This window comes from Streptomyces sp. NPDC007808 (genome assembly GCF_042868655.1).
In the GTDB taxonomy this organism is placed as follows: Bacteria; Actinomycetota; Actinomycetes; order Streptomycetales; family Streptomycetaceae; genus Streptomyces.
Genome location: NZ_JBIAEQ010000001.1, coordinates 109,997 through 135,138 on the forward strand (window position 1 = coordinate 109,997; position 25,142 = coordinate 135,138).

Here is a 25,142-nt window from a genome sequence, read left to right on the forward strand (position 1 = left end):
GGAGCGGGGCGTCCCCGTGGCAGCGCGGCCGGGCGTGGGACGGCCGGTCGAGCGCCTACGTCGCCGGACCCTCGTACGGCAGGAGCTCGGGCCGCTTCGGAGGAAGCCCGTCGCCGGACGACCGCCCCGTCAGCCGCCGCGCGATCCACGGCAGCAGATGCCGGCGGGCGAAGCGCGCGTCCGCGACCCGGCGCGTGACCCACCCCGGCGGCAGGGTGGCGGGCACCGGTGTACGCCACTCGGTGTCCTCGGGGTCGTAGCCGAGTGCCTGCCACACGGCCTCCGCGACCCGGCGATGTCCCTCGGCCGTCAGATGCAGCCGGTCCACGTCCCACATGCGCGGGTCGGCGAGCGACGGAGCCCCGTAGAGGTCGACGACGATCGCGCCGTGCCGCTCGGCGAGCGCGTCGACGCAGGCGAACAGTTCCTCCATCCGCGGCCGGAAACGCTCCAGGACCGGCCCCTGCCGCCCCGGGCTGCGCATCAGCACCAGCTGCTTGCAGGCCGGGGCGAGCGTCTCCACGGCCTCTTCCAGCAGCCCGCGCACCCGGCCCATGTCGCACTTGGGTCGCAGGGTGTCGTTGAGGCCGCCGACGAGGGTGATCACATCGGCGCCCATCGCGGCCGCCACGTCGACCTGCTCCTCGACGATCTGCCCGATCAGCTTTCCGCGCACCGCCAGGTTGGCGTAACGGAAGCCCGGTGTACGGGCGGCCATCCGGCCGGCGAGGAGATCGGCCCAGCCCCGGTAGGTGCCGTCCGGGAGGAGGTCCGACATGCCCTCGGTGAAGGAGTCGCCGACGGCGACCAGGCTGGTGTGCGTGGGGTTCGTCTGCATGGCGGGAGCGATGGTATCCCGAGCTCCATACCCAGCGGTCGGTCGGGTCGTGCGCCCCGCTCTCAGGCCCGCTGTCCGAACAACTCCCGCAGCACGTCCTCCATGGTCACGAGCCCCGCCAGCCGCCCGTCGCCACCCAGCACCGCCGCCAGGTGCGTCCGGCTGCCCCGCATCGCCGTGAGGACGTCGTCCAACGGTGTGCTCTCCCGTACGCGCGCGATGGGACGCATCTCCCGGACCGGGAACGGCACATCCCGCGGTGAGGCGTCCAGGGCGTCCTTCACATGCAGGTAGCCGACGATACGGCGGTTCGCGTCGACCACAGGGAAGCGGGAGAAGCCCGACTCGGCCGACAGCCGCTCCAGTTCCTCCGGCGTGACGCCGACACGCGCCTGGACGACGCTCGCCAGCGGCAGCACCACGTCGCGTACCGGCCTGCGGCCCAGTTCCAGGGCGTCGTGCAGCCGCTCCCGGGCACGCTCGTCGATGAGCCCTGCCTCGCCGGAGTCGCGCACCAGCCGGGCCAGCTCGGCATCCGAGAAGGTCGCGGTGACCTCGTCCTTGGTCTCGACGCGCAGCAGTTTCAGCAGGGCGTTGGCGAAGGCGTTGACCGTGAAGATCACCGGCCGCAGCGCCCGGGACAGCGCCACCAGCGGCGGACCGAGCACCAGGGCGCTGCGCACCGGCTCGGCCAGCGCGATGTTCTTCGGCACCATCTCGCCGAGCAGCATGTGCAGATACGTGGCCAGCGACAGCGCGATCACGAAGGAAACCGCGTGCCCGGCTCCCTCGGGCACGCCCACCGCGTGGAAGACCGGCTCCAGCAGATGCGCGATGGCGGGTTCCGCCACCACGCCGAGCACCAGGGTGCACAGGGTGATGCCGAGCTGAGCGGCCGCCATCAGCGCGGACACGTGCCGCAGACCCCACAGCACGCTCTTGGCGCGCCGGTCGCCCTGCTCGGCGTACGGCTCGATCTGCGAGCGCCGCACCGAGATCAGCGCGAATTCGGCGCCCACGAAGAAGGCGTTGACGACCAGCGTCAGGAAACCGATGAACAGCTGTACGGCGGTCATCGCCCCTCCCTCGTCTCCTGGTCCGGGGCGGCTGCGAGCGGGGCGTGCAGCAGCACCCGCGCCGCCCTGCGGCCCGCCGCGTCCACCACGTCCAGCCGCCAGCCGGCCACCTGGACCCGGTCACCGACGACGGGGATGCGGCCGAGCTCGGCCGCCACCAGCCCGGCCAGCGTCTCGTACGGCCCCTCCGGCACCCGCAGTCCGAACCGGGCGAGCTGGTCGACCCGCGCCGAACCGTCGGCCGAGTAAAGCGTCCGGCCCTCGTCGTCGTCGCCCGCCGGGGCGATGTCGGGTGTCTCGTGCGGGTCGTGCTCGTCGCGCACCTCGCCGACGACCTCCTCGACGATGTCCTCCAACGTGGCCACGCCCGCCGTGCCGCCGTACTCGTCGATGACCACGGCCATGGTGCTCTTGCCGGACAGCCGGTCGAGGAGCCGGTCGACGGTGAGGGTGGCGGGGACGAGCAGCGGCTCACGCATCAGCTCGGCGACGGAGACGCGCGGGCGGCGTTCCGCGGACACCGCGAGGACGTCCTTGATGTGCGCGGTGCCCACGACCGAGTCGAGGGTGCCGCGGTAGACCGGGAACCGGGACAGCCCGGTCGCCCGCGTCGCGTTCGCCACGTCCTCGCAGGTGGCCTGGGCCTCCAGGGCGATGACCTGGACACGCGGGGTCATGACGTTCTCCGCGGTGAGGTCGGCCAGGTTCAGGGTCCGTACGAACAGCTCGGCGGTGTCAGCCTCCAGGGCGCCCTCCCGGGCGGAGTGCCGGGCGAGGGCGGCCAGCTCCTGCGGGCCGCGCGCCGCGGCCAGTTCCTCGGTGGGTTCCACACCCAGACGGCGCACCACCCGGTTCGCCGTGTTGTTCAAGTGGGTGATGAAGGGGCGGAAGATCGCACTGAACCAGCGTTGCGCGTTCCCGACCCGCTTGGCCACGGCCAGCGGCGAGGAGATCGCCCAGTTCTTCGGCACCAGCTCGCCGACCACCATCAGCACGACGGTCGACAGGGCGGTACCGATCACCAGCGCGATCGAGCTCGCCGTCGAGCGGGAGATGCCGAGCGACTCCAGCGGCCCCGCGATCAGGGCGGCGATCGACGGCTCGGCCAGCATGCCGACGACCAGGTTGGTGACCGTGATGCCGAGCTGTGCGCCGGAGAGCTGGAAGGTCAGACTGCGTACGGCCTTCAGTGCGCCCGCAGCGCCCCGCTCGCCGCGCTCCGCGGCCCGCTCCAGCTCGCTGCGCTCGACCGTGGTCAGCGAGAACTCGGCCGCGACGAACGCGCCACAGGCGAGCGACAGCAGGATCGCCACCAGCAGGAGGAGCACTTCGGTCATCGGGACACCTCCGTCCCATCGTCGGACAGGGCGGGGAGGATCGCGCGACGTCGGGTGCCGGGAGGCTCGCCCATGGGCGGACGTTCACACCTTTCATGGGGGACCGGGGTGATCCCTCATCGGGGGACGAAGCCTCCCCCGATGGTAAAGGGCGGACAAATTGTGTCAGTCGGTGAGCTGCTTCACCCACCGACGCCAGTGCTCCTCAGGCGTGTACCCGGCAGCGCGCCAGGCATGATGCGCGGTCTCGTTGCGCACGAGAACCATCGCGTCACCCCGGCGACCGCCGAGCCGTACGAACCTCTCCTCCGCGGCGGCCAGCAGAGCCGAGCCGATGCCCCCGCGGCGGCGCTCCGGATGCACCGCCAGCCGGTACAGGTGACAGCGCCAGCCGTCGAAGCCGGCGATCACCGTGCCGACCAGCTCGCCCTCCAGCTCGGCCAGGATCAGCGCATCGGGATCACGGGCGACGAGCCGCTCCACGCCGTCCCGGTCGTCACTGATGCTCGTGCCTTCCGCGGCCGTCTTCCAGAAGGCCAGCACGATGTCGAGGTCGTCGGCCGTGGCGGCCCGTATCCGCAGTTCGGTCATGTCGCGATCACATCACGGGCGGCAGGAACGGAGGCGGAATTCCACCATGCGGACGTCCGGTCGGCGCGCATCCGTGCCATCACCGGGACGAACGCCTCCCTGCTCGGTTCGAGCACGGTGAGACAGGTGAACCCGCCCCGCTCGCGCTGCGCCGGCACCTGGGCGGCCATATTGCCGTCAGCTGCCCGGTCGAGCTGCCCGGCACCGAGCGCGCTCCCGTGAAGGCCGCGATGTCGGCGTGCTCGGCGGTCAGGCGCAGCAGGCGCTCGCCGTTGCCGCCGACGAGCAGCGGCACCCGCGGCCGCTGCACCGGCTGCGGCCGGTGTCTCGGCGGAGCCGAGCAACCGGTACGACTCCTCGATCGTGCGCCGCAGCAGGTCCACGCGCGCGAGGGGTGCCCCAGGCGGACCGGCCGTGTCGTGCTCCGCCTTCACGTAGCCGGTGCCGAGGCCGAGTTCGAGTCGGCCACGCGTCAGGGCGTCGGTCGTCGCCACCTCGCGGGCGAGCAGCGCCGGGTTCCAGAAACCGGCGTTCAGGACGAACGTCCCCGGCCGGGGCTGCTCGCTCGCCTCGGTCGCCGCGACCAGGGCAGGGAACGGCGCGGACATCCCGAGATGGTCGGGGACCAGGATCACGTCGTAGCCGAATTCCTCGGCCCGGCGGCACTTGGCCCGCCACGCGTCGGCCGGTGCGGGGGTCATGAGGCTGACGCCGAAGCGGAACGGACGCGGGGCGACCGGGCGCGATATGAACTCTGCTCACCTGAGCGGGACTTGAGCGCCTGCCGTGATCCCATCACTCGTGCGCGATGGCCGCCAGCACATTCATGCGCGATGCACGCAATGCCGGCAGCAGTGCCGCCACCACACCCACCACCGCCGAGCCGATCACGACCGCGACGATCGTGCCCCACGGGATCGCCAGTGCCGTCATGCCCTGCAACGCCAGCACCTGCTGGGTGCACACCCCCCACACCAGGCCCAGCGCCAGGCCCAGGACCGCGCCGAACACGGCGATCACCACCGACTCCAGCCGGATCATCCGCCGCAGCTGCCGCCGGGCCAGCCCGATGGCCCTGAGCAGCCCGATCTCCCGGGTGCGCTCGACGACCGACAGGGCAAGGGTGTTGACCACCCCGAGCACCGCGATGATGATCGCGAGCCCGAGCAGCGCGTACACGAGGTAGAGCAGTACGGCGATCTGGTCGTGCACCAGGTCCTTGTAGTCGGCGATGTCCCGGACCTGCACCTGCGGATACGCATCGAGCGTCGTCTCCAGCTCCGCCCGCAGGTCGTCCGCGGCGGTGCCGGAGGCGGCGTTGACGTACACGGCCGCGTCCTGCCCGCCCGGCGCGTATTGCTGCAGCGTGCCCAGGCCGAAGAAGATGCCGCCCCGGGTGCCGAACCCCTCGGCGGACTCCTGGTCGGTCAGGGCGCCCACGGCCAGCTCGGCGCGGCGCCCGCTTTGGAACTCGACGGGAACCGTGTCGCCGACGCGTACGCCGTGGTCCGCGGCGAAGTCCTTGTCCATGGCGAGGTGCCCGGCCGCGAGCGCGGACGCGGTGTCCCCCTGCGCGTAGGTGATGTCGGCGACCTGGTCGAGCTCGGGTTCGTAGCCCGCGGCGGTGGTCTGCACCCGGTCGCCGTCCGGGAGGCGTACGGCGATCGTCGTCAGCTGCGAACGTACGAGGAGCCCGATGCCCTCGGTGTCCCGGATCCGCTCGGTGATCTCCCTCGGGAACGGCACGAAGTTGCCGTTCTGGACCACGAAGTCGGCGCCCAGCGTCTTGTCGATCTGCTGGTCGAACGACCGGGTCATCGAGGCGCTCGCCACCGACATCCCGCCGACGAGGGCGAGCCCGATCATGAGGGCGGCGGCCGTGGCGCCGGTGCGGCGTGGATTGCGCAGGGCGTTGCCCTGGCTCATCCGGCCGATCGAACCGAACAACGCGGGGAAGGCGCCACCGAGGACCCGGATCACGGGCCGGACGAGCAGGGGACCGGCGACCACGGTCGCGACGAGGGTCAGGACGACCCCGAGACCCAACAGGGACGCCGCCGTCGACGTCTCGGTCGCCACCGCGCAGCCTATGAGCGCCGCCGCGCCGGCCGCCCCGACGACCGAGCCCACCACCGCGCGCATCCGAAGCGGCCGCCCGATGTCGGCGATCTCGGCGTCCGAGAGGGCGGCCATCGGCGACACGCCCGCCGCCCGCCGGGCCGGGAGGTAGGCCGCGACGAAGGTGACGCCGAGGCCCACGACGTACGCGGTCACCGGCGTGACCCAGCCGACGGCCATCTCGTCCGCCTTGATGTTCATGCCCATCAGACCCATCAGCTTCATGAGTCCGAGGGCCAGCGCGATGCCGGCCGCGAGGCCCGCCGTCGAGCCGACCAGCCCCAGCAGCAGTGCCTCGGTCAGGACCGAGCGCCGCACCTGGCGCCGGTCCGCGCCGAGCGCCCGCAGCAGGCCCAGCTCACGGGTGCGCTGTGCGATCAGCATGGAGAAGGTGTTGACGATCAGGAACACCCCGACGAGCACGGCCACCCCGGCGAAGCCGAGCATGACGTACTTGATGATGTCGAGGAATCCGCCCAGCCGTTCCACGTCCGACTCGGCCTGCTCGTCGGCGGTGCGCAGCTCGTAGGCGCCGGTGTCCGTGCCCGCGTCGGTGCCGAGCGCGGCGGCCACGCGGCGCTTGAGCTCCGCGTCGCTGACGCCCTCCGCCGCGTCGACCGAGATGCCGGTGGCCGCCTTCGGGTCGCCCAGCAGCTTCGTCGACGCCGTCGCGGGGTCGAAGAAGACCAGGGCGGAGCCGGGGTTGGTGGTGGTGAAGGTGGCGATGCCGACGACCTCGACCGGGAAGGAGCCCTCCTGTGCGATGACCGTGAGACGGTCGCCGATGCGCACGCCCTTGCTGTCGGCGGTGTCGGCGTCGATCAGCACCTGCCCGTCGCCCTTCGGGGCGTGCCCGGAGGTGAGCTCCACGGGGCTGCGCTCGGTCGGGTTCCAGGCGGTGCCGATCGTGGGGGCGCCCGTGGTCGGGCTCACCGACTCGCGGTCCTCGTCCGTGACGGTGATGCCGTCCACGTCCACTTCGGCGCGGGCCGCGGCGACGCCGTCCACCTGGGCGACACGGTCGGCGAGCGACGCCGGCAGGGTCAGGGTCCGCCCGGAGGGCACCGTCTCGTCGAAGAGCTCCGTCGGGGTGATGGTGACGTCGGCGGCGGTCGAGGCGAACAGCCGGTCGAAGGTGCGGCTGACGGTGTCCGAGAAGATCAGGCTCCCCGCGACGAAGGCCACGGACAGGATCACCGCCAGGGCGGAGAGCAGCAGCCGCCCCTTGTGGGCGAGGAAACTGCGGAGCGTCGCCCTGAGCACCGGGTCAGCCCTTCTCTGGCGCCGGCTCGTCGCCGGGTACCGCGCCGGGCGCCGGCCTGTCCGCGGGTACCGCGCCGGGCGCCGGCCCGTCGCCGTCGTACGGCCCGCGGATCACGTCGAAGCGCTTCATGCGCTCCAGCACGGCCTCCGCGGTCGGCCGCTCCATCCGGTCCACGATCCGCCCGTCCCCCAGGAAGAGCACGAGGTCGGAGTGGGCGGCGGCCCCAGGGTCGTGTGTGACCATGACGACCGTCTGGCCCAGCTGGTCCACGGCGTCCCGCAGGAAGCCGAGCACCTCAAGACCGGCCCGTGAGTCGAGGTTGCCGGTCGGCTCGTCCGCGAAGATCAGCTCCGGTCGGGAGGCGAGGGCCCGGGCGCAGGCGACGCGCTGCTGCTGACCGCCGGAAAGCTGTGCGGGCCGGTGCTTGAGCCGGTCCCGCAGTCCCAGCGTGCCGATGACCTGGTCCAGCCACTTCTGGTCGGGTTTCCTGCCCGCGATGTCCATGGGCAGGGTGATGTTCTCGAGGGCGTTGAGCGTGGGGATGAGGTTGAACGACTGGAACATGAACCCGATGCGGTCCCGCCGCAGCCGGGTCAGCTCCCGCTCCTTCAACCCGGTGATCTCGGTGTCCCCGAGCCACACCTGGCCCGCCGAGACGTCGTCGAGGCCCGCCAGGCAGTGCATCAGGGTGGACTTGCCGGAGCCCGACGGCCCCATGACCGCCGTGAAGCGGCCGCGCGCGATGTCCACGTCAACCGAGTCGAGGGCGAGCACGGTCGTCTCACCCGAGCCGTACGCCTTGGTCAGACCACGGGCGCGGGCCGCGAACCCGTCGGCCGACGCGGGGCTCGGGGCGTACTCCGCTGCTGCTGTGGACAAGACCGCCTCCTCACGGACGTCACCGACACCTCGTCCCCGTCGAGCGTAATGTGACCCATCGCACACCTGGAATCCTTCCGAGGTGCCGGTCCGTCTCCGCCCCAGGTCGGGGCCCCAGCGTCGATGTAAGGGGCACATTCCCTTCGTGCGGGGCTCCGTCGAGCCCTTGCCGGTGCTAGCGCTACGGCGCTAGCTTCGAAGTATGGCGAAGACCCAGTTGAACGTCAGAGTGGACGAGGGCACCGCCCGCGCCGCCCGCGAACGCGCCCTGGCCCAAGGCATGAGTGTCAACCGCTACATCGAAGAACTGGTCAGGAAGGACACCGGCGAGGTCGGCCATACCTTCGTGGAGGCCGCCGCCGACTTCATGAAGCAGTACGAGTCGGTGTTCGCGGAGGAGTTCGGCCCCGACGGCGCCCCCTCGGACCGCACACGTGAAGGTCGCCACTGATCCCTTGAGCAATCCGAACATCGACCTCGCCTGGCTGCTGATGCTCGCCGAGAAGAGGACGCCGGGGGACCCCCGGGTCACCGACTGGGGAGCCCTCGTCGCCGCCGTCGCACGCCACCGGGCCGAGATATTCGACGTCCCCGTCTACGACACCCCGCACGCCCGGGCCGCAGCCCTGCTCCAACTGCTCATCCACGTCCCCGCGCTGGAGCGCTCCAACGCCCTCTTCGCCTCCGCCGTCGCCTACGCCTACCTCGTCGCCAGCGGCCTGAAGGTCGTCACCTCACCCGAGCAGGTGCGCGAACTGGCCCGGCTGGTGAAGAGCGGCGAGGCCTCGGTGCACGACATCGCGCGGGAACTGCAGCAGTGGAGCCTGTGAGGGTGGCGCGGAGCCTGTGAGGGGGCGCCAGGAGGTCAGCGGCGCGGCCGCCACGCCGTGCCCAGTACGCAGTAGGACGTGGGAAGCACCGGCCCCGTCTCCGGCATCATCACCCGCCGGTGCGGGCCGAGCTCGAACCCTGCCGCCCTGAGCGCGGCGACCGGCTCGCGCGAGAGATGGCAGCCGCCACTGACCAGCGGCCACACCGTCCGGTCCAGCGCCCGCTGCGTGAAGGTCATCGCGCGCCCGCCGCCCCGCCCGTGCTCGAAGAACCGCACGGTGCCGCCGGGCCGCAGCACCCGCCGAACCTCGCCGAGCGCCCGCGGCACGTCCCGCACGCTGCACAGCACCAGTGACAGCACCACGGCGTCGAACGCCTCGCTCTTGACCGGCAGCGCCTCCGCCGTACCCGGCACCACGTCCACGGGTACCTCGGCGCGCAGCGCGGACTCCACCGCCAACTGCCGCAGCAGGCGCTCCGGTTCGATGGCGACGACCTCCGAGACCGCACGGGGATAGTGGGCGAAGTTCAGGCCGTTGCCCGCACCGATCTCGATCACCCGGCCGGACAGCCCGGCCAGCAGCCGATCGCGTACACCGGCCATGCCCATCCGGGTCTCGGCGGCGACACTGGCCCGGGCGTAGCAGCGGGCGAACAGCGGGTGGTGCACGGCGCCCCGTGACACCTTGCTTGAACCGGCGGAACGCAGGGCCATGGGGACCTCCCGGGCGGGACGGGACTCACATCCCGATTCTCCCCCGCACGGGCCCGGCGCACCCCCGCTGTCCGAGCGGCTTTCCTTCCGCCTCAGCCGATGAAGTCCCGGACCCGCTCGTACACCCCGCGGTCGTTGTTCATGGCGGTGTGCGAGACGCAGCCGACCTCGACGTTGGTCGCGCCGTTCAGGATCGCGGTGGTGTCGGGGGTGAGCGCGTCGTCGCAGTTCGACCAGTAGCTGGCGTACGACACGGCCCCGGGGGTCTCGTCCCCTGCGTTCAGGGAGGTCAGGAACGAGCTGCCGGTGTTCATCTCCTTGCAGGAGGCGTACAGCCAGGCACACCACCCGGCCGTGCTCGTTCCGTGGTTCACGCCGGCCGTGGAGACGAAGTCGTCCACGTACGACGTCCCGCCCAGGTTCTTGAGGTAGTAGCGGGAGCTGAGCGCGCCCATGGAGTGCACGACCAGGTCGACCTTGGAGGCGCCGGTCCGGGCGAGCACGTTGCTGATCTCGGTCGCGAGCCGCCGGGCGGTGGTGGCGTTCGACTGCGCCCAGTCGTACGACCAGGCGTGCAGCTCGGCGGAGGTGTAGCCGTCGGCCTTGAAGTAGCCGACCCAGTCGTTCCAGCTGCTCGACGAGCTGCTCAGACCGTGCACGAAGACGACGGGGTCGCGGTCCGCGGCGTGCGCGGGGGTGGGGGAGAGGGAGAGCGACAGAAGGAGCGATGAGGCCAGGGCCGCCAGGGCCGTGGCGATGCGACGCTTGTGGCGCTGCATGGTGCCTCCTGGAACGTGTGGGGTTGCCAGGAGTGTCGGGGCGGGTCTACGCGCGCCGCATCGGTGAAATCGCCGGTCTTTACGGTTCAATTAACTCGCCAGTAACGTGATGGGTGTGGTGACTCCGGTGAACCCCCCACCTCGTGAACGCAGTTCGCCACCGCAGGTCACGGGCGGGTGGCGACGGACCGCCGTCCTCCCCGAAGGCGTCCGGGTACGCATACTGCGCGCCGTGCACGGCGATCCGCACGCCGCCGCCGAACTGGTCGCACGCCTGAGTGACCGTCAGACGGCGGGCGTCGACCCGCTCCCCACGGAGCCCGCCGAGCTCGCCCCCTCGCTGCTGCGGGAACGCCGGGCGGACATACGGGCGTTGCCGGACGACACCCGCCTGCTGCTGCTTCTGGCCGCGGCCGACCAGTACCCGGTCCCCACCGACGCCTTCCTGCGAGCTGTCATGGCCGCCCGCCTCGACACCCGGCCCCTGGACACCGCCGAGGCGGCCGGTCTGGCGCACACGGGGGCGGGTGGCGTCGTGTTCCGTGACACGTGGACACGCATCGCGGCCTACGAGACGGGCAGCCCGGCCGACCGCCGGGAGGCCCATCGCCTGCTGGCCCGGGTGCTGAGCGGTGTGGGCGAGGCACCCTGGCGCTCCTGGCACCGGGGCGCGGGAGCGCTCGGGCCCAGCGGGCGGCTGGCGGCTGAGCTCGGCGCGGCGGCGGGCACGGCGGCCCGGGCGGGGCTGCTCTCCTCGGCGCGCGCTCTGGCGGAACGGGCCGCCACCCTGTGCCCCGAACCCTCCGAGCGGTCCCGCCTGGTGGCCCGGGCCGCCTGGTACGCCTGGCAGTCGGGCGACGGGGACCGGGCACGCGAACTGGCGGCCGCGGTCGCGGACGACGCGCTGAACGGGGTGCTCGCCCTCCGGGCCGGTAACGCGTCGGAGGCTTTCGACGCGCTGCTGACGACGGCGGCGCGGCCGACGGACGTCGCCGCGGCCGGGAGCCCTCGGTCGCCGGCCGCCGAATCGGAGGGCGGCCCGGACACGCGGGTCACCGCGCGGCACACGGGCCCCTCCGCGAGGCACACGGGCCGCGCGAGGCACACGGGCTCCGCGAGGCCGTCGGAACTCGAAGACCGGGCCACTCGGCACCCGGCTCGCACCCCGCCGGGCCCGGCGGTACCGCGCGCCGACGCCCCTGCCGTGCCGCCGAGCGCCGACCCGGACTCCTCCCCGGCCGCGCCGGCCGCCGTCACCACGTCCATGCCCAGCACGCCGACCACCGCCGAGCACCTCCTCGCCCGCGCGACCGAAGCCGCCATATACACGGGCGACCTGCGCCGTCTGCGCGAGGCCGCCCGAGTCGCCGATCGGCTCGGCACCGACCCGCCCGGCACCTTGTCCGGCCTCGTGGCCGCGTCCCACGGACGGTACGAGGACGCGCGGGACCTGCTGAAGGCGGCGGCAGGGCGGTGCGGGCCCGGTGGTGACCCCACCGTCCTCCTGCACGCCGGGATCGCCGCCCTGCTCCTCGGCGACCACACCCGCGCCGCCACCGCGACCCTGCGCGCGGCCGCCTCCGCCCGCGCGCGGGGCACCCCCGTGGCCGTGGCACAGGCCATGGAGTTCCGCGCCTACGCCGACTTCTGGACCGGGCGTCCCCGCGCGGGCGAGGCCAGCGCCGCGGAAGCCCTGGGATGGGCCCACGCCACCGGTCAGGACAACGGCGCCTGCCACCTGCGTGCCGCGCTCGCCATGTTCGCGGCGCTCACCGCGGACGCGGACGCCTGCCGCGAACGTGCCGCGGCGGCACGGTCGTACGCCCTCGCCCGCGGCCTCGGTCTGCCCGCCGCCCTCGCCCAGTGGGCGCTCGCCTTCCTCGACCTGTGCGGCGGACGGTACGCGGCCGCGGCCACCCGACTGCGCGCCCTCGCCGCGTTCGGCCCCGGCCACGGCCACCGTGCCATCCGCCACCTCGCCACCCCGCACTACGTCGAGGCCGCCGTCCGCACCGGGGACACCCGGGTCGCCCGTGCCGCGCACGCCGACTACCACCGCTGGGCCGAAGCCGTGCGCAGCGCCGACGACCTCGCCCTGAGCGCCCGCTGCCGCGCGCTGCTCGCCCCCGGCGCCGAAGCTCCGGACCACTACCGCACCGCCCTCGACCTGCACGCCCAGGGCACCCGCGACTTCGAACGCGCCCGCACGGAGCTGCTGTTCGGCAGTGCCCTGCGCCGACTGCGGCGCCGTACGGAGGCCCGCGACCGTCTGCACAGCGCCCTGGAGGCGTTCGACGCCTTCGGAGCCCCGCACTGCGCGGCCATGGCCCGCACCGAACTCCGGGCCCTGGGAGCCCCGGCGGCCCCGGCGCGGAAGGGTTCCGACACCCCCGTGGCCCGGCTCACGGCCCAGCAGCTGCTGATCGCGCGGATGGCCGCCGAGGGTGCCACCAACCGGGAGATCGCCGCCCGCCTCGCACTCAGCCCCCGCACGATCGACCACCACCTGCGGGGTGTCTTCACCCGCCTGGGCATCCGCTCGCGAATCGAACTGGTGCGGATCGTCGCCGAGAGCGACGGGTGTGAGCCCTACTAGACCTCGCGGAACGCGCGGGCGAACCCGGCGAGGTTCTGCGGGCAGGCCCACATCTCCCGTGTCATCCGGCGTCCGAACCAGCTGTCCGACTCATCGTCCGACCCGTCGTCGGCCCGGAGCGCGTCGTCGGTCGGGGCCGCTGCACCGGCGGTTTCCCGCTCCGGATGGGCCAGCATCTCCAGGACGTACCGGAAGTCGTCCAGCTCGTCATCGTCACGGAGGTCGTCGCACGGATGCTCCTCATGCGCGCACGGTGTCTGCCCGAGAGCCTGCTCGACGGCGCCCATCGCCTTCAGCACACGGGCCTCGGCTTCGGCGTCCGGGTAGGCGTAGATCACGTACGGGCCTATGAGTACCAGCCCGAGGGTCCACAGTGCCGTGTCCGGATCGCCGGCCGCCACGCCGGCCTCCAGGTTCCTCGCGCACTCCAGCACCTTCGCCGGCGCATCCCCCAGGTAGTAGCCGTGCCGGATCTCGTCCCACTCGCCGATCAGGACGTCCCACTCGGCGACCGCGTCTGCATTGATCATGATCCGAGCATGGCACGAGGGTCCGACACTCCGGGAGCGTCACCGGCGGGCCCGCCTCAGGGCGCCGTACGCCCCCGGAACTGCTCGGCATCCCACGTCCCGAACAGCCGCGGCGCCAGCCACCCCGGCGCCCCGGCGCGGAAGTCGGCGGGCGCCAGTCCTCCGGCCCCCGCGGGTACCGCACCCAGCAACGGCGCGCCTGCGACCTCCGGCAGGTCCGTGACATTGCAGCGCGACGCCAGATCCGGTGCATCGGGCCAGCTGCCGATCACCACGCCCAGCAACTCCAGCCGCCGACCCCGCAGTTCACGGGCGGTCAGCTCGGTCGTGTTGAGCGTGCCCAGGCCCGCCGAGGCCACCACCACAACCGGCGCCGCCATGCGTTCGGCCGCGTCCGCCAGCGTGCCGCCCGCCTCGTCGAAACGGACGAGCAACCCGCCCGCCCCCTCCACCAGCACCAGGTCATGCTCGGCGGCCAGCTCGGCGGCGGCCTCGGCGATCCGGTGCGGCCGGACCGGGGCCCGTCCGGCCCGGCGCGCGGCCGTGGCCGGTGCCAAGGGGTCCGGATAGCGGGCGAGTTCGGTGCTCGTCACGCCGCCCGCGAGCCGCGCGACCTCGTCGGCGTCGCCGCGCTCGTCCGGCCGTACGCCCGTCTGCGCCGCCTTGAGCACGGCCACGGACCGGCCCGCGCCCACCGCCGCCGCTGCGATCGCGGCGGTCGTGACCGTCTTGCCGACCTCGGTGCCCGTGCCCGTGATCACCAGTACCGCCATGTCAGCCCTCCCGCGCCGCAGCGCACACCGCGCGGGCGATCCGTGCCACGTCCGCGTCGCCGGTGACGTAAGGCGGCATCGTGTAGACGAGGTCGCGGAACGGCCGCAGCCACACACCCTCACGCAAGGCGGCCGCGGTCGCCCTCTCCATGTCGACGGAGTGGTCCAGCTGGACCACCCCGATGGCGCCGAGGACCCGTACGTCCTTCACACCCGGAATGTCCACCGCGGCGGACAGTCCCTCCCGCAGTCCCGCCTCGATCCGCTGGACCTCTGCCGCCCAGTCCTGGCCGAGCAGCAGCTCGATCGAGGCGCAGGCGACCGCGGCGGCCAGCGGATTGCCCATGAACGTCGGACCGTGCGCCAGCACCGGCACCTCGCCCCGTGAGATGCCGTCGGCAACGCGCGAGGTGCACAGCGTGGCGGCCATCGTCAGGTAGCCGCCGGTCAGTGCCTTGCCGACGCACATGACGTCCGGCGTCACCGCCGCGTGGTCCGCCGCGAACAGCGCGCCGGTGCGCCCGAACCCGGTCGCGATCTCGTCGAACACCAGCAGCACCTCGTGCGCGTCGCACGTCTCCCGAAGCACTCGCAGATACGCAGGGGAGTGGAACCGCATCCCGCCCGCGCCCTGCACCACCGGTTCGACGATCACCGCGGCCAGTTCGTGTGCGTGGCGTTCGATCAGGGTCCGCAGCTGTGCGGCGTAGGACTCCTCGTACTCGGCTGGCGGCGGGTCCGCGAACACCTGACGCTGAAGGACCCCCGTCCACAGCTCGTGCATCCCGCCCTCGGGGTCGCACACCGACATCGGCTGCCAGGTGTCGCCGTGGTAGCCGCCACGCCAGGTGAGCAGCCGCTGCTTCCCCGGGCGGCCCAGGGAACGCCAGTACTGCAGGCACATCTTGACCGCGACCTCGACCGACACCGACCCGGAGTCGGCGAGGAAGACATGCTCCAGGCCGTCGGGCGACATGTCGACAAGGAGCTTCGCCAGGCGGACGGCGGGCTCGTGGGTGAGCCCGCCGAACATCACATGGCTCATGCGCGACAGCTGATCGCGCGCGGCCTCGTTGAGCACGGGGTGGTTGTAGCCGTGGATCGCCGACCACCAGGACGACATGCCGTCGACCAGTTCGCCCGATCCGTCCGCCGGCTTCAGCCGCACCCCGCTCGCCGACTCCACGACGAGCGGGTCGGCACGGCCCGGCATGGGACCGTACGGATGCCAGACGTGCCGCCGGTCGAGGGCGAGCAGTTCGGGCACGCTCAGGTCAGGCATTGGGTGCGAGGTCCGTTCCGGCGCCTCGGCGGCGTACGGCGACCAGGTCGGTGCGCGGCTCGCCGACCGGCGCGGCAGCGGCCGTACCGCACACTCCGCCACCCTCGTGCGACCCGCACCCGGCGCTCTCCTGCGACCCGCAGCCCGCGCCCTCGTCCGGTCCGCAGCCGGCGCTCGCGTGCGAGCCGCACCCGCCCCCGGCCGCCGCCCGGTGCTCCGGCAGCGTCACCTGGTCGGCGCCCTCCACCTCGAACCCGGCGTCCGCGATCATCTCCAGGTCGGCCTTGCCCGCCTGGCCCTCACTGGTGAGGTAGTCGCCCAGGAAGATCGAGTTGGCCAGGTGCAGGGCGAGCGGCTGCATCGTGCGCAGATGCACCTCGCGGCCGCCCGCGATCCGCACCTCGACGTCCGGGCACACGAACCGGACCATCGCCAGGATGCGCAGACAGCGCTGCGGGGTGAGGTTCCACTCCTTGGCCAGCGGGGTGCCCTCGAACGGGATCAGGAAGTTGACCGGCACCGAGTCGGGGTCCAGCTCACGCAGCGAGTACACGACGTCGACCAGGTCCTCGTCGGACTCGCCCATGCCCGCGATCAGCCCGGAGCACGCGGACAGCCCCGCCGCGTGGGCCTTCTGCACGGTGTCGACGCGGTCGGCGTAGGTGTGCGTGGTGGTGATCTCCCCGTAGGTGGACTCCGAGGTGTTGAGGTTGTGGTTGTACGCGTCCGCACCCGCTTCGCGCAGCCGCTCCGCCTGGCCTTCGGAGAGCAGGCCGAGGCAGGCGCACACCTCGACGCCCTCGTTCTGGTCCTTGATCGTCTTGATGGTCTCGGAGACCCGGTCCACGTCCCGGTCGGTCGGGCCACGCCCGGACGCCACCAGGCAGACCCGCTTGGCGCCCCCCGCCAGTCCGGCGGCCGCGGCCTCGGAGGCCTCGTCCGGCTTGAGCCAGGTGTACTTCAGGATGCCGGCGGTGGAGCCCAGCCGCTGGGAACAGTAGGAGCAGTCCTCCGGGCACAGGCCCGACTTGAGGTTGACGAGATAGTTGAGTTTCACCCGCCGGCCGAACCAGTGCCGGCGCACCTTCCCGGCCGCGGCCACCACATCGAGCAGGTCGTCGTCGGAAGTGGCGAGGACGGCCAGCGCTTCCTCGCGGGTCGGCAGCTCGCGCCGAAGCCCCTTGTCCACCAGCGTGTTCAGCAGGTCCATGGTGACCGATCCTGTCCTATCGAGCCGTCCCGGGCCAAGGTGGGGATCACACAACACACCCGGTTCGACGTGTGGGTATTGCCACACCATGGGCGAGCGGTCCTGCCGCTAGTGTCTGTCCGCTACCTACAAAAGCCCCGGAGGACCCATGGCGTTCGGCTGGATCGACGAGCAGGCGGAGCTGCGCCGCCGCGCCGGACTCGTACGGACCTTGCGCCCCCGCCCCGCCGACTCACCGCTCCTCGATCTCGCCAGCAACGACTACCTGGGCCTGGCCCGGCATCCCGAGGTGACGCAGGGGGCGGCGCGGGCCGCGCGGGAGTGGGGCGGTGGCGCGACCGGGTCCCGGCTCGTCACCGGTACCACGGAGCTGCACGCCGACCTGGAGCGCGAGCTGGCCGACTTCTGCGGCTTCGAGGCGGCGCTGGTCTTCTCCTCCGGCTACGCGGCCAACCTCGCCGCGGTCACCGCGCTCGCGCCGCACGGCTCCCTGATCGTGTCCGACGCGGGCAACCACGCCTCGCTCATCGACGGCTGCCGACTCGCCCGCGGCACCACCCAGGTCGTCGCGCACGCCGATCCGGACGCGGTGCGCAAGGCGCTCGACACGCACGACGGACCCGCGGTCGCCGTGTCCGACACCGTCTTCTCGGTCGACGGCGACGCCGCCCCGCTGGCCGGGCTCGCGCGGGCGTGCCGGGAGCACGGTGCGGGCCTGGTGGTCGACGACGCGCACGGCCTCGGCGTGCTCGGCGCCGGCGGCCGCGGCGCCCCGCACGCGGCGGGGCTCGCGGGCGCCGACGACGTCGTCGTGACGGTCACGTTGTCCAAGTCGCTGGGCAGTCAGGGCGGTGCCGTGCTCGGTCCGGCCCGGGTGATCGACCATCTGGTCAACGCGGCCCGGACGTTCATCTTCGACACGGGCCTCGCGCCCGCGGCGGCGGGCGCCGCACTCGCGGCACTGAGACTGCTGCGCCGTGAGCCGGAGCGTGCCGCGCGGGCCCGCGCGGTGGCGGACGACCTGCACACCCGGCTGACGGCCGCGGGTCTGGAAGCCGTGCGTCCGGACGCCGCGGTCGTCTCCGTGCGTGCGCCCTCCCCGGAGGAGGCCGTCGCGTGGGCGGCCGACTGCCGAGCGGCAGGACTCGCCGTGGGCTGCTTCCGTCCTCCTTCCGTTCCCGACGGCATCTCACGGCTGAGGCTCACCGCCCGCGCGGACCTCTCCGAGGGGCAGATCGAACGCGCTGTTCAGGTCATCGGCGAGACACGACCATGAGTCGGCGTGACACGGCCGTGCGCCAGGACGGTCAGGTTCGGTCAGAATCGGTCAGGACTGGAATGCGGCCGTGAAGCCCGCCCAGCTCTCGGGGGAGAAGAGCAGCGCGGGTCCGGCCGGGTCCTTGGAGTCGCGTACGGCCAGCAGTCCGGTCCAGGGGCCGGAGCGCGTCCGTGCCGTCTCGACGCAGTTGTTCGCTCCCGTGCTGTAGCTGCTGCGCAGCCACCGAACACCGAGCAGATCGGTACTGGAAGGTACGTTCCGAGGCATTGCGGTCATGGTGCCTCCTTACGCGCCGCCACTCAGCGCGGCGATGTAATCCAACGATTCCTCGGGCGAAAGGGCGTGGATCCGAAGGGCGTTGAAGGCCTCCGTGTAGGCCCGGAGGTCTTCTTTCCGTTCGAGGTAGAGGCTACTCGTCAAGTGGTCGAGAACAACCACATCCAGATCAGAAGTGCGCGAAAATGAGAAGATAACGAAAGGCCCGGTGATGCCGATATGCTCCCCGGCCGCGAACGGCAGAACCTGCAACCGGACATGGGGCAGCCGTGCCGCCTCCGTCAGCCGCACCAGCTGCCGCGCCATCACCTCGGGCCCGCCGACCTCCCGGCGCAGCACCGCCTCGTCCAGCACCGCGCTCAGTCGCAGCGGCGGATCGGCGTGCAGCACGTCCTGCCTGGCCAGCCGCACGGCCACCAGTGCGTCGAGCCGCTCGTCGTCGGCGCCGGCCTCGTCGGTGAGTCCGCCCACCGCGGCCCGGGTCACCGCCCGGGCGTACTCGGGCGTCTGGAGCAACCCGGGCACCACGGAGGTCTCCAGCGTGCGCATCGCGCTCGCCTGTGACTCCAGGCTGATGAAGTCCCGGTACGTCGGCGGCAGTACGCCGCGATACGCGTGCCACCAGTGATGTCGGCCGCCACCCTCGTCGGAGCCCGCCAACACCTCCAGCAACTCGCGCAGTCGGGAGTCCTCCACGCCGTACGCGTCCAGCAGTAACCGCACATCGGCCGGTTTCACCCCGCTGGAGCCTGTCTCGATCCGGCTCACCTTGGACTGGTGCCAGCCCACGAGCCGGGCCGCCTCACCACTGGTGAGCCCCGCCCCGGTACGCAACGCGCGCAGTTCTGCGCCCAGTTTCCGGCGGCGCACCGCGGGCCCGTGCTGCATGGGGAACTCCTTACTCCAACCGAGCCGCCCAAATACGCTCTGCCGTCGCAGAGTTCACCGCATCGAGCGACAGATATATGCATATCTTGGTGGATCGCCACCTCTGACAGGGGCGGTAATGGCAGTCTGACGACGAAGCACCAGTCCGGGACCGTACTCGAACCATCCGCTCCGTGTCGGACTGCGGTCCCGTGGGAAAGGGACGACGTCGCCATGGCAGATCATCTGGAAGCATCCGTCACTCTGCCGAGCGATCCCGCCTCGGTCTCCGCGGCCCGGACCTACGTGGTCACCACCCTCGCGGAGTGGGGGCTGCCACCGGACACCGAAGCGGCCGACACGATCCGGCTTATCGTCTCCGAACTCACCACCAACGCCGTGCAGCACACCCTCGGGCAGTCACCCACGTTCCGGGTGGACATCGAGCTGGACCGTGACGAACAGCTGCGCATCGGCGTGACCGACAGCCACCCGCGCTTCCCCAAGCGGCTGCCGGCCGCCGTCCAGCAGGACAACGGCCGGGGCCTGGTCATCATCCGCTGGTTGACCGCCGAGTGCGGCGGCAAGCTGAGAGTGCGGCCCACCCGCGAGGGCGGCAAGACCATCTCCATCGAGCTGCCGTGGACCGTCCCGGCGGCCCGGGTGCCGGCCGCGGGGCAGCAGGAGCCCTGACCGTCAGGTCCGCGGCGGCTGCCGGGCGCGTCCGAACGTGCCACGCAGCAGGGCCCGGAAGGCGTCCGCGGCCGGTGCCGCCTCGGCGCCGCGGAAGGCGACCGAGATCGTACGGCGCAGTCCGCCGTCCTCCAGCGCGCGCACCCCCACCGCGGTGACCGACGTCCGCGCCACCATCTCGGGTACGACGGCCACCCCGAGCCCCGCACTGGCCAGCGCGCACACCAGCAGGTACCCCGGCGTCGGCACCAGGACCGAGGGCGTGGCCCCGGCCCTCGCCAGCACCGCCTCCACACCCCGCCGTGCCGGAGCGTCCGGCGCCATGCTGATCAGCGGCTGCCCGGCGAGCTCGGCCAGCGGCAGCCGAGCGGTCCCGCTCGTGAGGGCGTGGCCCGGAGCGGACACCAGGACCAGCTCCTCGACGAGGATCGGCTCGATGTCGACGGAGGACGGCAGCGGCACCGGATCGCCGGGCTCGTAGGCGTGTGTCAGCGCCAGATCGACCTCCCCGGCCGCCACTGCGGTGACACCGGCCGACGGCTCGTAGTCGGTGACGGTCAGTTCCACGTCCGGATACGCGCGGCGGAAGGCGCTGAGGACCGGGGGCAGCAGATGGATACCGGCGGTCTGGAACGTGGCCAACCGGAGGGTGCCGCCCGACAATCCGGTCAGCCGGGCCAGTTCATGGCGTGCCCGCTCCAGTTCGTCGAGCACGCGCCGGGCCCGCGTCACCAGCATCTCGCCCGCCCCCGTGAGCCGCGCCCCACGGTGGTGCCGTACCAGAAGAGCGGTGCCCGCCTCGCGTTCCAGCTTGGCCAGCTGCTGGGAGAGCGCGGGTGTGGTGTAGCCCAGGCGCTCGGCCGCCCGGGTGATCGAACCCGCCTCCGCGACCGCCACCAACGCCGCGAGCCGGTTCGGGTCGTACACGCGGGCCCCTGTCTGCCTTAAGGAACGCTTCAGGTGGCCTCAGATTATTCGACATACCTGCTGAAGGCTTCCGCACGGCACGCTGACGTCATGGACGCGCAGCTCATCGCCTTCACCGGGGTCTCCGCCGGCCTGGTCGCCATGCCCGGGGCGGACTTCACCGTCGTCGTACGCAACGCCCTCGTCTCCCGAAGGGCCGGCATCGCCTGTGCGCTCGGGATCGGGGCCGGGCTGCTGGTCCATGTGACGCTGGCGGTGGTGGGCGTCGCCGCGGTCCTGGCGGCGGTACCGGCGCTGTTCCGGGCCCTCCAGGCGGTCGGCGGCGCCTATGTGCTGTACCTGGGCGTCCAGACGCTCCGGCAGCCGCACACCGACGTGGCCGACCCGCCCGAGGACTCCACCCGGCGACCGCTGCGGCAGGGCTTCGTGACCAACGCCCTCAACCCGAAGGCGTCCCTGACCTTCCTCAGCGTGCTGCCGCAGTTCGTGCCCGCGGGCGCTCCGGCGCTGCCCCGGACCCTGCTGCTCGCCCTGATCGTCCTCGCGATCGCGCTGGTGTGGTTCCAGGTCGTCGCCCTGCTGGTGGACCGGCTGGGCCGATGGCTGCGCAGGCCGCGCGTCGCCCGGGCGGTCACGGTCGGCACGGGCGCCGCGTTGACGGTCTTCGGCCTGGCGCTGCTCGCGGGGCCGCTGTCGGCCCTCTGAGGCCCCGGGGGCGGTGACGGCGTGTCAGGCCGCCCCCACCGCCCCGGGGAGGTCACTTGACCCGGCCGTACCAGACGCTCCTGGTCCAGATCTTCTGCAGCCGCACGACGTCCCCGCTCTTCGGGGAGTGCCAGATCTTTCCCTTCCCGGCGTAGATACCGACGTGGTAGACGTTCGACCCCGAGTGGAAGAACACCAGGTCCCCGGCCTTGCGGTTCTGCGCCGAGATGTGGCGGGTCTTGTTGTACTGCTGGGCCGCCGTACGGGGCAGCTTCTTGCCCGCCTTCTTGTACGAGTACAGCGTGAGCCCGGAGCAGTCGAACCTGTGCGGTCCGGTGGCGCCCCACTTGTACGGGGAGCCCTTCTTGGAGGCCGCGACCTGAAGTGCCTTCGTCGCCGGCGTCGCGGCTTCGGCCTCGGAGGCGAAGCCGGGGGCGACCACGGTGCCACCCACCGCGGCGAGCGTGAGGGCCGAGGCCGTACCGGCCCGGGCCATGAGCGACGGGACCCGATTGAGCGCAGTCATGCGCAACCCTTCGTCAGCCGCCTGTGAAGGATGACCTGTCGGATTCGGGCTGGCGAAGTTGCCCGGCCGCGTTGCCACGGCTTCACCCCAAGGGCTGCTCGGCTCGAACGAACGTCCGCTCCGGCGACCCGTCTTGCTCGGGTCCTCCACTCCTGCCGATCCACTCCTGTCGACCGGTCATCCGGGCGGCGGCAGGACTCGGCGTCCGCCCGGACCGCCCCGCCGCGGTGGCGGGGGCTTGTCGTCAGACAGGGATCTTGACGCACGGATGAGCGAAAAGCCCAACGGAACCGGGGATTTGTGGTGTTACTCACCACTCACCCGTTCGGGTGGACACCCTCGTGTCGGGCTGGGTGTCCAGATGCCCGAGGAGCCTCGGACCTGGGACGGAGTGCCCAATTGCACCCTGTGCCGATGGCCGTTGCGCAACCTTGAGGGGTGCGCAAAAGGACACGCGGCTACGCCGAAAGGGGGTACGCCGTTCGGTCCGTTTCAGCACGGGTCCGGACGACTCGTCAGCGCACCGAGACGTCCGGAACCGGTCTGGACGACTCGTCAACTGTCGGAGCGCGGGGGCAGCGTGACACGAGCCGTGCGGCGTTCTCCGTCCAGCACGCGCAGCGCGCGCGCCAGCGTGGGCGCGTGCAGCTCCGTCTCCCCCCGCTGGTGCATCAGCGCCAGCGCGTCCCGCAACGCGGCCGCCTTGGCCACCAGAGCCTGGGCGGCGCGCAGTCCGCGGTAGGTGTCACCGTGGTGGGCCGGATTGATCCGGCCCAGCAGGTCGGCCACATCGAGGTAACGGTCGATCAACTCGCCCTCGGCGCGCGTCAGCGCGGGCAGGGGCGGCAACTCGGGTGGGAGCACCGGCCGGTCACCTTCCTGTAGGTGGGGCGAGGGTGGCCTTGCGGCTCGGGATGATCCGGTCCACCAGCCCGTACTCCAGCGCCTCCTGCGCGTCGAGGATCTTGTCCCGCTCGATGTCCGCGGCCACCTGCTCGCGACTGCGCCCGGTGTGCTGGGCGAGCATCCCCTCCAGCCGGGCCCGAACGCGCGTCAGTTCCTCGGCCTGGATGGCCAGATCGCTCGCCTGGCCCTGCACCGGCTCGGGCAGTGCCGGCTGGTGGATCACCACACGGGCGCCCGGCAGCGCGAACCGCTTCCCCGGTGTGCCCGCCGCCAGCAGCACGGCGCTCGCCGAACCGGCCTGCCCCAGGCAGATCGTCTCCACGTCGCAGGCGACGTACTTCATCGTGTCGTAGACCGCCGACATGGCGCTGAACGAGCCTCCGGGCGAGTTGATGTACAGCGAGATGTCCTGATCGGGGCCCTTGTGCTCCAGGTACATGAACTGGGCCATCACGTCGTTCGCCGAGATGTCGTCGATCGGGGTGCCGAGGAAGACGATCCGCTCCTCCAGCAGCTTCGCGTACGGGTCCTGGGTCCTGATGCCGGAACTCGTGCGCTCGGTGAACTCGGGCAGGACGTAACGGGCGGACGGTCGGGTCATGGTTCACGCTCCCTTGCCGAGGTGCCTGTAAAAAAATGTACAGGACGTACATGACGTAATGTGGGGAGCATGGCCTACGAGATTCCGGTGACGCAAGCCAGGGCTGAGCTCGCCGAACTGATCAATCGCGTGGTGTACGGCGGTGAGCGCGTCGTGGTGACACGCCACGGAAAGCCCCTCGTCGCCCTCGTCTCCGCCTCTGACCTCGAACGACTCGAAAAGCTCGGGGAGTCCGCGGACCCGGCCGGGGAGCAGGTGGTCAGCACCGTCTCCGGCGTCCGCGACGTGGCCTCCGCTCCCCGCGAACGGCAGCGGTTCGGAATCGCGGCCGAGCATCGCGGGCCGGGTTCCTCGTAGGGCGGTCCTCGCACCCCTCAAGTCGAAAAAAGACCGTGCCCCCTCCGCTGCGGCGTGGGGCACGGTCGTTCGGATGCGGCCGGAGCGTCAGCCGACAGCGGCCATCTCCCGCTCACCCGCTGGTGCGGCGCTCTTCCTGCGTGCCTTGAGCGTGCTCCCCAGCAGGACGGCGCCCAGGCCCAGCGTGGCCCACCAGGTGAGCGTCAGGACCGGGCCGGTCGCCGCCGCGCCGTCGAAGAAGGACACCGACCGCAGCAGGCTCGTACCCGCGCCCGGCGGCAGCCACTGGCCGATCGCGCCGGCCGGCTCGGGCAGGAGCTGCGGGGCCGAGGCGGCCCCGGAGAAGGGGTTTCCGAACAGCATGACGACGCCCGCCGCGATCCCTGTGCCCGCGGGACCGAGGAGCGCGGCGAGCCCCGCGACGCTGGCGCTCACCGCCAGGGACATCAGTGCGAGCACCCCGGCCTCCGCCCACCAGTTTCCGGTGAGGACCTCCAGCCAGCTGTGCGCCAGCGCCGCCGTGATCACGCCGATCAGGGCCGCGGTGCCGAGCAGGGCGCTCACCGCGCGCATCCCGCGCAGCCCGAGCAGGGTCACGGCCGCGCCCGCCGCGATACCGGCCAGGGCGAGCGGCAGCACGCTGGACGTCAGGGCCGCTCCGCGCGGGTCGCTCTCGGGGGTGGGCACGACGTCGACCGTCTCGACCTGGGCCCCCTCGGCCGCGGCCCGCTGAGCCACCGCCTGCTGGAGCAGTTGGGCGACGGCCGGGCTCGCGGCCGACGCGGTCAGCAGCTTCGGACCCTCGGGGGTCGCGACGACCGCGCCGTACACGGTCCGGTCCGCTATGGCCTCCCGGGCGGCGGCCTCGTCGGCGTAGCGGTGGATCTCGAAGGCGCCGGCGCGCTGGGCGAGCCGGTGCTCCACCCGGGTCGCCGCGGTGTCCGGGCCGGCCACCCCGAGCGGCAGGTCGCGGGGGGCGGTGCGGGCCGCGGGCCAGGCGAACGCCCACAGGGCGAGTGCGGCGAGGACGGGGACGAGCGCGACCACCGCGATCAGGCGCCGGATTCCGGTGCTGCCGGGTGTTGGGGCGGAGCGGGTGGACGACATGGTCACGACTCCAAAAAGAAGGATTGTTCGTTTTACCAACGGCTCCACCGTGCTCGCCGGGCCTCCGCTTGTCAAGAAG

Annotated in this window: 26 protein-coding genes, 1 pseudogene and 1 riboswitch; of the genes and pseudogenes, 7 read left to right on the plus strand and 20 right to left on the minus strand. The window is 72.2% G+C overall.

Going from position 1 to position 25,142, the window contains the following annotated elements; all coding sequences use genetic code 11:
- Nucleotides 1–55: 55 nt before the first annotated feature.
- The 7 genes and pseudogenes from ACFYNL_RS00535 to ACFYNL_RS00565 all read right to left on the minus strand — a co-directional run bounded on the left by ACFYNL_RS00535 (nt 56) and on the right by ACFYNL_RS00565 (nt 8,103).
- Nucleotides 56–838, minus strand: a complete 783-nt coding sequence (locus tag ACFYNL_RS00535) for an SGNH/GDSL hydrolase family protein (RefSeq protein WP_388794156.1) — start codon at nt 836–838, stop codon at nt 56–58.
- A gap of 62 nt (nt 839–900) precedes the next feature.
- Nucleotides 901–1,914 (minus strand): hemolysin family protein, encoded by a 1,014-nt coding sequence (locus ACFYNL_RS00540; RefSeq protein WP_388794159.1) that lies wholly within the window; start codon nt 1,912–1,914, stop codon nt 901–903.
- A complete protein-coding gene (locus ACFYNL_RS00545) occupies nt 1,911–3,251 on the minus strand; it encodes a hemolysin family protein (protein ID WP_388794162.1) in 1,341 nt (446 codons plus the stop codon). The genes ACFYNL_RS00540 and ACFYNL_RS00545 overlap by 4 nt, the downstream gene beginning before the upstream one ends.
- A 165-nt stretch (nt 3,252–3,416) precedes the next feature.
- Nucleotides 3,417–3,842: a GNAT family N-acetyltransferase gene (locus ACFYNL_RS00550; protein ID WP_388794165.1), complete on the minus strand. Its 426-nt coding sequence runs from the start codon at nt 3,840–3,842 to the stop codon at nt 3,417–3,419.
- 169 nt (nt 3,843–4,011) lie between these two features.
- Nucleotides 4,012–4,543: pseudogene (locus ACFYNL_RS00555) on the minus strand (LLM class flavin-dependent oxidoreductase); the annotation flags it as partial.
- A 94-nt stretch (nt 4,544–4,637) separates the two neighbouring features.
- On the minus strand, nt 4,638–7,223 hold the full coding sequence (locus ACFYNL_RS00560) for an ABC transporter permease (protein ID WP_388794168.1): 2,586 nt from the start codon (nt 7,221–7,223) through the stop codon (nt 4,638–4,640).
- Nucleotides 7,224–7,227: 4 nt separating this feature from the next.
- On the minus strand, nt 7,228–8,103 hold the full coding sequence (locus ACFYNL_RS00565) for an ABC transporter ATP-binding protein (RefSeq protein ID WP_388794171.1): 876 nt from the start codon (nt 8,101–8,103) through the stop codon (nt 7,228–7,230).
- A gap of 202 nt (nt 8,104–8,305) precedes the next feature.
- On the opposite strand from ACFYNL_RS00565, the gene ACFYNL_RS00570 reads away from it, so the two are divergent.
- Together ACFYNL_RS00570 and ACFYNL_RS00575 are read left to right on the plus strand one after the other, a co-directional pair.
- Nucleotides 8,306–8,554 carry a toxin-antitoxin system HicB family antitoxin gene (locus tag ACFYNL_RS00570; protein ID WP_388794174.1) on the plus strand — a complete coding sequence of 83 codons (249 nt, stop codon included), beginning with the start codon at nt 8,306–8,308 and terminating at the stop codon, nt 8,552–8,554.
- Nucleotides 8,555–8,558: 4 nt separating this feature from the next.
- Nucleotides 8,559–8,933 carry a fic family toxin-antitoxin system, toxin component gene (locus ACFYNL_RS00575; RefSeq protein WP_388794177.1) on the plus strand — a complete coding sequence of 125 codons (375 nt, stop codon included), beginning with the start codon at nt 8,559–8,561 and terminating at the stop codon, nt 8,931–8,933.
- A 35-nt stretch (nt 8,934–8,968) separates the two neighbouring features.
- Here ACFYNL_RS00575 and ACFYNL_RS00580 read toward each other — a convergent pair whose 3' ends face one another.
- Nucleotides 8,969–9,649 carry a class I SAM-dependent methyltransferase gene (locus ACFYNL_RS00580; protein ID WP_388794180.1) on the minus strand — a complete coding sequence of 227 codons (681 nt, stop codon included), beginning with the start codon at nt 9,647–9,649 and terminating at the stop codon, nt 8,969–8,971.
- 92 nt (nt 9,650–9,741) lie between these two features.
- Nucleotides 9,742–10,428, minus strand: coding sequence for an esterase/lipase family protein (locus ACFYNL_RS00585; RefSeq protein ID WP_388794183.1), 687 nt, complete (start codon nt 10,426–10,428; stop codon nt 9,742–9,744).
- A 109-nt stretch (nt 10,429–10,537) separates the two neighbouring features.
- Between ACFYNL_RS00585 and ACFYNL_RS00590 the strand changes: the two genes are divergently transcribed.
- Nucleotides 10,538–13,024 (plus strand): LuxR C-terminal-related transcriptional regulator, encoded by a 2,487-nt coding sequence (locus ACFYNL_RS00590; protein ID WP_388794186.1) that lies wholly within the window; start codon nt 10,538–10,540, stop codon nt 13,022–13,024.
- Here ACFYNL_RS00590 and ACFYNL_RS00595 read toward each other — a convergent pair.
- From ACFYNL_RS00595 to bioB, 4 genes are read right to left on the minus strand one after another with little or no spacing between them, the layout of a single operon-like run.
- Nucleotides 13,021–13,554 (minus strand): hypothetical protein, encoded by a 534-nt coding sequence (locus ACFYNL_RS00595; protein ID WP_388794189.1) that lies wholly within the window; start codon nt 13,552–13,554, stop codon nt 13,021–13,023. The two genes, ACFYNL_RS00590 and ACFYNL_RS00595, sit on opposite strands and share 4 nt — an antisense overlap.
- 56 nt (nt 13,555–13,610) lie before the next feature.
- Entirely contained in the window at nt 13,611–14,327 is a 717-nt protein-coding gene (gene bioD, locus ACFYNL_RS00600) for a dethiobiotin synthase (protein ID WP_388794192.1), read from the minus strand.
- Between the two features lies 1 nt (nt 14,328).
- Nucleotides 14,329–15,609, minus strand: a complete 1,281-nt coding sequence (locus tag ACFYNL_RS00605; protein WP_388794195.1) for an adenosylmethionine--8-amino-7-oxononanoate transaminase — start codon at nt 15,607–15,609, stop codon at nt 14,329–14,331.
- Nucleotides 15,602–16,819: a biotin synthase BioB gene (gene bioB, locus ACFYNL_RS00610; RefSeq protein WP_388794198.1), complete on the minus strand. Its 1,218-nt coding sequence runs from the start codon at nt 16,817–16,819 to the stop codon at nt 15,602–15,604. Before bioB ends, ACFYNL_RS00605 begins: the two co-directional genes overlap by 8 nt.
- 148 nt (nt 16,820–16,967) lie before the next feature.
- On the opposite strand from bioB, the gene ACFYNL_RS00615 reads away from it, so the two are divergent.
- Complete coding sequence (locus tag ACFYNL_RS00615) at nt 16,968–18,095, plus strand: 8-amino-7-oxononanoate synthase (RefSeq protein ID WP_388794201.1); 1,128 nt, start codon at nt 16,968–16,970, stop codon at nt 18,093–18,095.
- A 51-nt stretch (nt 18,096–18,146) separates the two neighbouring features.
- Here the strand turns inward: ACFYNL_RS00615 and ACFYNL_RS00620 are convergent, their stop codons facing one another.
- On the minus strand, nt 18,147–18,374 hold the full coding sequence (locus ACFYNL_RS00620; protein WP_388794204.1) for a DUF397 domain-containing protein: 228 nt from the start codon (nt 18,372–18,374) through the stop codon (nt 18,147–18,149).
- Nucleotides 18,375–18,383: 9 nt separating this feature from the next.
- Entirely contained in the window at nt 18,384–19,262 is an 879-nt protein-coding gene (locus tag ACFYNL_RS00625; protein ID WP_388794207.1) for a helix-turn-helix domain-containing protein, read from the minus strand.
- Between the two features lie 213 nt (nt 19,263–19,475).
- On the opposite strand from ACFYNL_RS00625, the gene ACFYNL_RS00630 reads away from it, so the two are divergent.
- Nucleotides 19,476–19,934, plus strand: coding sequence for an ATP-binding protein (locus tag ACFYNL_RS00630; protein ID WP_388794210.1), 459 nt, complete (start codon nt 19,476–19,478; stop codon nt 19,932–19,934).
- 3 nt (nt 19,935–19,937) lie between these two features.
- Here the strand turns inward: ACFYNL_RS00630 and ACFYNL_RS00635 are convergent, their stop codons facing one another.
- Nucleotides 19,938–20,861 carry a LysR family transcriptional regulator gene (locus ACFYNL_RS00635; RefSeq protein ID WP_388794213.1) on the minus strand — a complete coding sequence of 308 codons (924 nt, stop codon included), beginning with the start codon at nt 20,859–20,861 and terminating at the stop codon, nt 19,938–19,940.
- Between the two features lie 90 nt (nt 20,862–20,951).
- Here ACFYNL_RS00635 and ACFYNL_RS00640 point away from each other — a divergent pair, with 90 nt between their 5' ends.
- Nucleotides 20,952–21,566 (plus strand): LysE family translocator, encoded by a 615-nt coding sequence (locus ACFYNL_RS00640; protein ID WP_388794216.1) that lies wholly within the window; start codon nt 20,952–20,954, stop codon nt 21,564–21,566.
- Between the two features lie 52 nt (nt 21,567–21,618).
- Here ACFYNL_RS00640 and ACFYNL_RS00645 read toward each other — a convergent pair whose 3' ends face one another.
- The 3 genes from ACFYNL_RS00645 to ACFYNL_RS00655 all read right to left on the minus strand — a co-directional run bounded on the left by ACFYNL_RS00645 (nt 21,619) and on the right by ACFYNL_RS00655 (nt 23,599).
- Nucleotides 21,619–22,092 (minus strand): C40 family peptidase, encoded by a 474-nt coding sequence (locus ACFYNL_RS00645; RefSeq protein ID WP_388794219.1) that lies wholly within the window; start codon nt 22,090–22,092, stop codon nt 21,619–21,621.
- A 3-nt stretch (nt 22,093–22,095) separates the two neighbouring features.
- A riboswitch (cyclic di-AMP (ydaO/yuaA leader) is annotated at nt 22,096–22,306 on the minus strand.
- A 341-nt stretch (nt 22,307–22,647) separates the two neighbouring features.
- On the minus strand, nt 22,648–22,956 hold the full coding sequence (locus tag ACFYNL_RS00650) for a hypothetical protein (protein ID WP_388794222.1): 309 nt from the start codon (nt 22,954–22,956) through the stop codon (nt 22,648–22,650).
- A 7-nt stretch (nt 22,957–22,963) separates the two neighbouring features.
- A complete protein-coding gene (locus tag ACFYNL_RS00655; protein ID WP_388794229.1) occupies nt 22,964–23,599 on the minus strand; it encodes an ATP-dependent Clp protease proteolytic subunit in 636 nt (211 codons plus the stop codon).
- Between the two features lie 69 nt (nt 23,600–23,668).
- On the opposite strand from ACFYNL_RS00655, the gene ACFYNL_RS00660 reads away from it, so the two are divergent.
- Nucleotides 23,669–23,956, plus strand: a complete 288-nt coding sequence (locus tag ACFYNL_RS00660; RefSeq protein ID WP_388794232.1) for a type II toxin-antitoxin system Phd/YefM family antitoxin — start codon at nt 23,669–23,671, stop codon at nt 23,954–23,956.
- Nucleotides 23,957–24,043: 87 nt separating this feature from the next.
- Here the strand turns inward: ACFYNL_RS00660 and ACFYNL_RS00665 are convergent, their stop codons facing one another.
- Nucleotides 24,044–25,063, minus strand: a complete 1,020-nt coding sequence (locus ACFYNL_RS00665; RefSeq protein ID WP_388794235.1) for an ABC transporter permease — start codon at nt 25,061–25,063, stop codon at nt 24,044–24,046.
- Nucleotides 25,064–25,142 lie beyond the last annotated feature (79 nt).

What these genes read in the sequence shown, in the direction of transcription:
- ACFYNL_RS00535 (WP_388794156.1), bottom strand. Translation starts at nt 838, where the DNA reads ATGCAGACGAACCCCACGCACACCAGCCTGGTCGCCGTCGGCGACTCC.
- ACFYNL_RS00550 (WP_388794165.1), bottom strand. Translation starts at nt 3,842, where the DNA reads ATGACCGAACTGCGGATACGGGCCGCCACGGCCGACGACCTCGACATC.
- ACFYNL_RS00625 (WP_388794207.1), bottom strand. Translation starts at nt 19,262, where the DNA reads ATGCAGCACGGGCCCGCGGTGCGCCGCCGGAAACTGGGCGCAGAACTG.
- ACFYNL_RS00665 (WP_388794235.1), bottom strand. Translation starts at nt 25,063, where the DNA reads ATGTCGTCCACCCGCTCCGCCCCAACACCCGGCAGCACCGGAATCCGG.
- bioB (WP_388794198.1), bottom strand. Translation starts at nt 16,819, where the DNA reads ATGGACCTGCTGAACACGCTGGTGGACAAGGGGCTTCGGCGCGAGCTG.
- bioD (WP_388794192.1), bottom strand. Translation starts at nt 14,327, where the DNA reads ATGGCGGTACTGGTGATCACGGGCACGGGCACCGAGGTCGGCAAGACG.
- ACFYNL_RS00645 (WP_388794219.1), bottom strand. Translation starts at nt 22,092, where the DNA reads ATGACTGCGCTCAATCGGGTCCCGTCGCTCATGGCCCGGGCCGGTACG.
- ACFYNL_RS00545 (WP_388794162.1), bottom strand. Translation starts at nt 3,251, where the DNA reads ATGACCGAAGTGCTCCTCCTGCTGGTGGCGATCCTGCTGTCGCTCGCC.
- ACFYNL_RS00585 (WP_388794183.1), bottom strand. Translation starts at nt 10,428, where the DNA reads ATGCAGCGCCACAAGCGTCGCATCGCCACGGCCCTGGCGGCCCTGGCC.
- ACFYNL_RS00605 (WP_388794195.1), bottom strand. Translation starts at nt 15,609, where the DNA reads ATGCCTGACCTGAGCGTGCCCGAACTGCTCGCCCTCGACCGGCGGCAC.
- ACFYNL_RS00595 (WP_388794189.1), bottom strand. Translation starts at nt 13,554, where the DNA reads ATGATCAATGCAGACGCGGTCGCCGAGTGGGACGTCCTGATCGGCGAG.
- ACFYNL_RS00570 (WP_388794174.1), top strand. Translation starts at nt 8,306, where the DNA reads ATGGCGAAGACCCAGTTGAACGTCAGAGTGGACGAGGGCACCGCCCGC.
- ACFYNL_RS00540 (WP_388794159.1), bottom strand. Translation starts at nt 1,914, where the DNA reads ATGACCGCCGTACAGCTGTTCATCGGTTTCCTGACGCTGGTCGTCAAC.
- ACFYNL_RS00660 (WP_388794232.1), top strand. Translation starts at nt 23,669, where the DNA reads ATGGCCTACGAGATTCCGGTGACGCAAGCCAGGGCTGAGCTCGCCGAA.
- ACFYNL_RS00580 (WP_388794180.1), bottom strand. Translation starts at nt 9,649, where the DNA reads ATGGCCCTGCGTTCCGCCGGTTCAAGCAAGGTGTCACGGGGCGCCGTG.
- ACFYNL_RS00655 (WP_388794229.1), bottom strand. Translation starts at nt 23,599, where the DNA reads ATGACCCGACCGTCCGCCCGTTACGTCCTGCCCGAGTTCACCGAGCGC.
- ACFYNL_RS00615 (WP_388794201.1), top strand. Translation starts at nt 16,968, where the DNA reads ATGGCGTTCGGCTGGATCGACGAGCAGGCGGAGCTGCGCCGCCGCGCC.
- ACFYNL_RS00590 (WP_388794186.1), top strand. Translation starts at nt 10,538, where the DNA reads ATGGGTGTGGTGACTCCGGTGAACCCCCCACCTCGTGAACGCAGTTCG.
- ACFYNL_RS00640 (WP_388794216.1), top strand. Translation starts at nt 20,952, where the DNA reads ATGGACGCGCAGCTCATCGCCTTCACCGGGGTCTCCGCCGGCCTGGTC.
- ACFYNL_RS00620 (WP_388794204.1), bottom strand. Translation starts at nt 18,374, where the DNA reads ATGACCGCAATGCCTCGGAACGTACCTTCCAGTACCGATCTGCTCGGT.
- ACFYNL_RS00630 (WP_388794210.1), top strand. Translation starts at nt 19,476, where the DNA reads ATGGCAGATCATCTGGAAGCATCCGTCACTCTGCCGAGCGATCCCGCC.